Raw genomic sequence first — 6,011 nt, forward strand, 5'->3', positions numbered from 1 at the left:
GTAGTTCTCCCCCTCCCCCGCGAAGCGGGGGCAGGGGGTCGGGGGGAGGGGGCCCTCGCCCGCCGCGAGACAGTCCGCTTCCCCGCACGAAAACAATCCGCCCCTCCCCCGGAAGCCGGAGGAGGGGCGGATCGTCATCCATCACGAGAGTCCGCAGTTACTTTCGCACTCTCGCACTTTCGCACTCTCGCACTGCCGTTACTGCTCGCAGGGCGCGTCCGGACCCGCCACCGGCTTGTCGACCACGAGGCGCGTCGAACGGTTGCCGATCTCCTGCGCCACGGCGGCGATGAACCGGCTCACGCTCGCCAGCTTGTCGTAGTCGATGTACTGCGGCTCGTCCGTCAGCTGGTGGTAGTCGCTGTGGCCGCCCGTGGTGAAGAACGTCACGGGGATGCCGTAGCGCGCGTAGTTGGCGTGGTCCGAACGGCAGTAGATCTGCTGCGGATGGCCCGGCGCGTCGTTGCCGTAGTCGAACGTGAAGCCGAACCGGCCCGTGCGGTTCACCTCTTCCACCAAGTCGCCCAGCTGCGTGCTCAGCCGGCGCGAGCCCACCAGCTCCAGGTACTGCGGCCCGCCGTTGGCCAGGTCCGCCGGTCCGCCGCGGCCGATCATGTCCATGTTCAGCTGCGCCACGATGCTCTCGCGCGGCACCGTGGGATGGTCCGTGAACCACTCCGACCCGTAGAGACCCACTTCCTCCGCCGTGTGCCAGACGAAGATCACGGAGCGCTTGGGGCGGTTGGCCATCAGGTACTGCGCCACCTCCAGCATGGCCGCGCTGCCGGAGCCGTCGTCGTCGGCGCCGTTGAAGATGCTGTCCAGCCGCGCCGGACCATTGGCCCGCCGCGCCGCCAGCGCCTGCGCAAAGGCGGCCTGCGTCTGCGAGGTGAACGCGTCCGGCTGCTGGTCGGCGCCCTGGGGACGCAGGATGCGGTTGAACACCAGCAGCGAGTCGTGGTCCACGCCCTTGCCCGTGCCCACGTGGTCGTTGTGCGCGCCGATGGCCACGTACTCCCCGCGCAGCGACGCGTCCGAGCCCGGGATGATGCCCACGACGTTGCGCGACGGGAACGGCGCCGGGCGCTTGAAGAACGCGTACGCGCCGCTGGCCGAGCCGCCCTGCGCGCCGGCCTGCAGCCCCGTCATGGGCCGGCCGAAGAGCGCCGCCGCGGCCGACTGGCTCACGATGAAGGCGGGCGGAACGCGCGGCGTGGCGGTCTCGGGCTCGCCGTGGTCCAGCTCCATCCGCTCGCCCTGGAAGAACTCGCGGATGCCCTCGTTGGTCAGGTCCAGCGTGGCGAAGGCCAAGCCGGCCGCGTCGGCGTAGCGGTCCCACGTCTGCCCGCCGGCCCAGAACGCGAAGCTGGGCTGGCCGTTGGGGCCCATGGGCGCGTCGAACACCACGATCTTTCCGCGGGCCTGCTCCGGCGAGATCATCCGCGACGGGTCGCCCACGCGGCCGCCGTACACCACGGGCGTGTTCTGCGCCTGGAAGGTGGGCGCGAAGACGAAGATGCTGCCGTACGTGGGCACCGGGATGAAGTCCGTGCCCAGGGCCAGCGTGCGGCCGCCGGCGGAGATCGTGGCGCCCGGCTCCAGGCCCAGCTGGATGAGCGGCACCGTCTGGAAGAAGGTGCCGTTGTCGCCGGCCGGCCGCAGGCCGATGCGCTGCGCCTGCGCGGCCAGGTAGCCCGTGGCCATGACGTTGCCGCGCGTGCCCACCTCGCGGCCCATCATGCTGTCGGCCGCCAGGATGTACAGGTGCGTGCGCAGGTCCTCGGGCGAGATGGCAGCCGCCGTGGGCCGCGCCGCGTGCGTGAGCGGCCCCTCGGGGCGTGCCTGGGCCGCTGCCGGGGCGGCCACGGCGGCCGCCGCCAGGGCGAACGCCCAACGGGTGGTGTGCTTCAAAGGTCCGGCTCCTCGAAAACGGGATGTGATGCGGTACCCAGGTCGATGTCCGACAAGACGCTGCGAAAATCCTCCTCCACCAGACGCGTCATCCGGAGAGGATGTTGTGGTACCTCGCGTCAGGATGCGTCATCCTGAGGGAGCGCCGCGTGTACCCTGAACGTGCACAATCATTTGGCGCGACCGAAGGATCTTGCGTGCGAGACTCGGAGCCGGATTCCCGTGCACGAGGGTCGCCCTCGAGCTTCGCGGACAAGATCCTTCGTCGCCGCCATGGATCACGCGCGGACAAGGGTCTTCGCGGCGGCTCCTCAGGATGAGGCTTCTTGCGGATCGAGCGGGTTCGACATCCTCGCGGATGGCGCATCGCGTCGATCCGTCTCAAACACGGCGGGGCGCCGTGGGGCGCCCCGCGCGGAACTGCAACCTCAAGTCTGCCCTCAGCTGCCGGCCGGCACCCGCGCGGGGCGGGCGGCGGCGCGCGCCAGGGCGTCCGTCTGCGTGCCGGCGCCGCGCAGCACCTCCACGGCGGCCTGCAGCTGCCGGTCTCGGGTCACGCCGCGGCGGAACGAGGCGCTGTCGCCAAACGCCATCTCCGACACGCGCCCCTCCAGCAGGCGGTCGATCAGCGGCGCGCCCGCCTCGAACGCGCGCGCGTCCACGCGGAACCCGCGGCGCTCCAGCCGGCCGCGCAGGTCCGCCCGCCACGCGGCGGACGAGCGGAAGTCCGGCGCGGTGCCAGGGCTCAGGTCCACGGCCATCTCCTGCAGCACCTCGTTCACCAGCGCGCCGCGAGGGGCTAGCAGGCGCATGAGCTCGCGCTCGCCGCCCACCAGCGTGTCGGGCGTCTCCAGCACGTCCGGCGTCACGCCGCCGCCGCCGTACACGGGACGGCCCGCGTCGGAGCGGAACACCGGCTTGGCGCTGTCGGACGGCACCACCACCAGGCGGCCCTCCGGCGTCATGCGCCGCGGACGCTGGATGGTGCGGCCGCTGGGCGTGTACCACCGGCCCGTCGTGAGCTTGAGCGCCCAGCCGCCCTCCAGCTGAAAGACGTCCTGCACCAGCCCCTTGCCGAAGCTCTCCGTGCCCACGATCACGGCGCGGTCGTGGTCCTGCAGCGCGCCCGCCACGATCTCCGACGCCGACGCGCTCTCGCCGTCCGTCAGCACCACCAGCGGGGCGTCCTGCACCACGCCGGGGTAGCGGGCCGTGTACACCTCGTCCTGCGCGTTGCGGAAGTCGGCGCGCAGCACCTCCTGGCCCTGGTGCAGGAACAGGCTGGCGATGCGCACGGCCTGGTCCAGGCTGCCGCCCGTGTTGCCCCGCAGGTCCAGCACGTACGCCTGGGCGCCGCTCTTTCGCAGGGCCACCAGCGCCGCCTCGACCTCCTCGCCCGACGTGTCGTTGAAGCTCTCCAGCGGCACGTAGCCGATCCCCGGCTCCAGCATCACGCTGTACGCCACGGACGGGTACTTGATGCGGTCCCGGACGAACGAGTGGTGGATGCCGCCCGTGCCGTGGCGGATGTAGTCCACCTCCACCGTGGTCCCCGGCACGCCCAGCAGGCGCTGCGTCACCTGCTCCAGCTGCAGCCCCACGACGCTCTCGCCGCCCACGCGTACGATGCGGTCGCCGCGCTGCACGCCCGCGCGCGCGGCCGGCGAGCCCAGGAACACGCGGGTCACCAGGGCCGTGTCGCGCACGGTGGTGATCTGCATGCCCACGCCCACGTACGAGTTGCGCAGGGCCTGGCGCGAGAACTCCGCCAGCTGCTCGGGCGAGAACAGGTCCGCGTACGGGTCCCCGATCTGCACCAGCAGCCCGCGGGCGGCCTTTTCGTACAGCTCCGCGTCGGACAGCGAGTCCAGCCCCTGCGTGGCCACGCGCGAAAGCACCTCGTGGAACACGCGCTCGCCGTCGCGGCCGCTCCACGCCTGCAGCGCGAACCCGCCCACCAGCGTGGGCAGCAGCAGCGCGGCGGCGATGGAGCGGCGCAGGGTGCGGCGGGCCGCCGGCTGCGCCGCGCCGGGCGCGGCCGGGGTCCGGCGGCGCAGCAGGGCCGAGCTGCGGGTGGTGCGAATGCGGCGCATCAGGGCCTGCTTTCGGTCTGGGGCGGGCACCCGGTCGTGCGCCGGGTATCGGTCAGCTGAAAGATCTTCCATCCCTCGGCCGACTTGAACAGCTGAAACGCGTCGATCCCGCAGTGGCTGAAGCGCGGGCCGGCGTAGAACGAATAGTCCACGGTCACCACGGCCAGGGGCCCGTCCATCCGCACGTCCCACGCGTCGATGCGCTCGTCCAGCACAAAGTCGCGGGGCTGCGACACCATCGCCGCAAAGCTGTCCACGGCCATCGAGCCCAGCACCGGCGTGCCGTCGCGGCGCACGGCGGCCGTCTGCAGCCGCGCGTCGGGGGTGAACACCTGGGCGAAGACGCTGCCGTCGCCCGCGCGCATGCCGTCGAACAGGCGCGTGACGACGGCGCGCACGGCGGCCTCGTCCTCGCTCTGCGCCGTGGCGGGCGCGGCGACAAAGATGGGGAGCGACAGCAGGATGGCGATCAGGAGGCGCTTCATCGGGGCTCGCGGATCGGGGTGGAGGGTGCCCTGGACGAGGATGTCCGCCGCCGTGCGCGGAGGCACGGCGCGGGGTGCGTCGGTGTCGATGCCGGCCGGGTTCGTCCTGCACCGCCCGTTCCACGAAAACGCCCGAAGGCGCGTACTTCTTACGCGTGTGGATCTCGTCCGGCGAATACACCGTTTGCCGAAGGTTGATCCGCCTCTGTTAAAAAAGTAGCACGCGGATGCGTGCGTTCACCAGAGCGGCGAATTAGGAGACCGTTATCGCGCGATCGCGCGCGTCGCGGACGTGCTTTCCGCGGAGCCCGTGCTGATCCAGATTGCGCGTCGCAGACGCGCTTTTCGCGTCTCGTGGACGCAGCCCATGCTGTCATTCTGAGCGAGGCCGGCGCCGTCTCGACCTATCCCTGCCGCGATGCGTCCGGCGCCGGCCGACCGAAGAATCTGGTTGCAGCCCGGCACGATCTCGCCCGTGCGCCCCGTCCCAGCCGTGGGGCTCGTGCACGGGCGAGGGCAGCGCGCGGCGCGACCAGATTCTTCACTCGGCGCATCCGTCACGGGATGGATCACGACGCGCCTCCTTCAGAATGACAGCCGGGGACGGATCACGCGACGCGGGTTGCGCTTCGCGTTACGGATGCTGGGCGCGGAGACGGATCACGCGTCGCAGTCGCGCATCGCGTCTCGTGGATGCCAGCCCACGCTGTCATTCTGAGCGAGGCAGGCGCCGTCTCGATCTGTCCCTGCCGCGATGCGTCCGGCGCCGGCCGACCGAAGAATCTGGTTGCAGCCCGGCAGGATCTCGCCCGTGCACCCCGTCCCAGCCGTGGGGTTCGTGCACGGGCGAGGGCAACGCGCGGCGCGACCAGATTCTTCACTCGGCGCATCCGTCATGGGGATGGATCACGACGCGCCTCCTTCAGAATGACAGCCGGGGACGGATCACGCGACGCGGGTTGCGCTTCGCGTTACGGATGACAGCGGGGATGAAAGCAGTTCAACCTCCCCCAGGGGTTTTGGGGGAGGTGGGCGAGCTCCGCGAGCCCGGAGGGGGCGCTCGCGTGAGGCCTGCTGCACGCACCACAGTCCGCGTTCCCTCAGCCTTCGGTGGCGGCGGCGCGGGCGGCTTGCACGGCCAGGCGCGCCAGCCGCTCGCGCGGACACTCCTCGCGCCGCACGCCGAACGTGGCGGCCGCCAGCTCCGCCCCGCGCAGCACCGGCGCCGCCGGCGCGCGCTCCCGCGAACGCGACGGCCGCGCGGCCGGACGCGGCGCACGGGGCGCGGGACGGGCCTCCGGCGTCCGCGCGTGGGCCGGCCGGCGGGCGGCGGGCTCGGCAAGGCGGCCGCCCCAGTCGTCGGCCTGCACGCCGGCCGCGGGCTCCTCGGGGACGGGCGCGGGCGAGTGCCACGCCACGGACAGCGCATACGGCGTGACCTCGCCGGCCAGCGGCGTGGTATCCACCGGGTGGTTCATCGCCAGGCCGGCCAGCAGGCCCAGGGCGGCGCCGGCGGCGTGGA

3 protein-coding genes and 1 pseudogene are annotated in these 6,011 nt (G+C 72.1%); all 4 read right to left on the reverse strand.

Annotated features, from left to right (window positions below; genetic code table 11):
- Nucleotides 1-198: 198 nt before the first annotated feature.
- Nucleotides 199-1,911 carry a M28 family metallopeptidase gene (locus VFZ20_RS11640; RefSeq protein ID WP_329684049.1) on the reverse strand — a complete coding sequence of 571 codons (1,713 nt, stop codon included), beginning with the start codon at nt 1,909-1,911 and terminating at the stop codon, nt 199-201.
- 440 nt (nt 1,912-2,351) lie between these two features.
- Nucleotides 2,352-4,004 (reverse strand): S41 family peptidase, encoded by a 1,653-nt coding sequence (locus VFZ20_RS11645; protein WP_329684050.1) that lies wholly within the window; start codon nt 4,002-4,004, stop codon nt 2,352-2,354.
- The gene (locus VFZ20_RS11650; protein ID WP_329684051.1) at nt 4,004-4,489 is read right to left on the reverse strand and encodes a nuclear transport factor 2 family protein; all 486 of its coding nucleotides are present in this window, start codon (nt 4,487-4,489) and stop codon (nt 4,004-4,006) included. The genes VFZ20_RS11645 and VFZ20_RS11650 overlap by 1 nt, the downstream gene beginning before the upstream one ends.
- A gap of 1,100 nt (nt 4,490-5,589) precedes the next feature.
- Nucleotides 5,590-6,011 (reverse strand): annotated as a pseudogene (locus VFZ20_RS11655) (hypothetical protein); the annotation flags it as partial.

It is taken from the genome of Longimicrobium sp. (assembly GCF_036280135.1).
Lineage (GTDB): Bacteria > Gemmatimonadota > Gemmatimonadetes > Longimicrobiales > Longimicrobiaceae > Longimicrobium.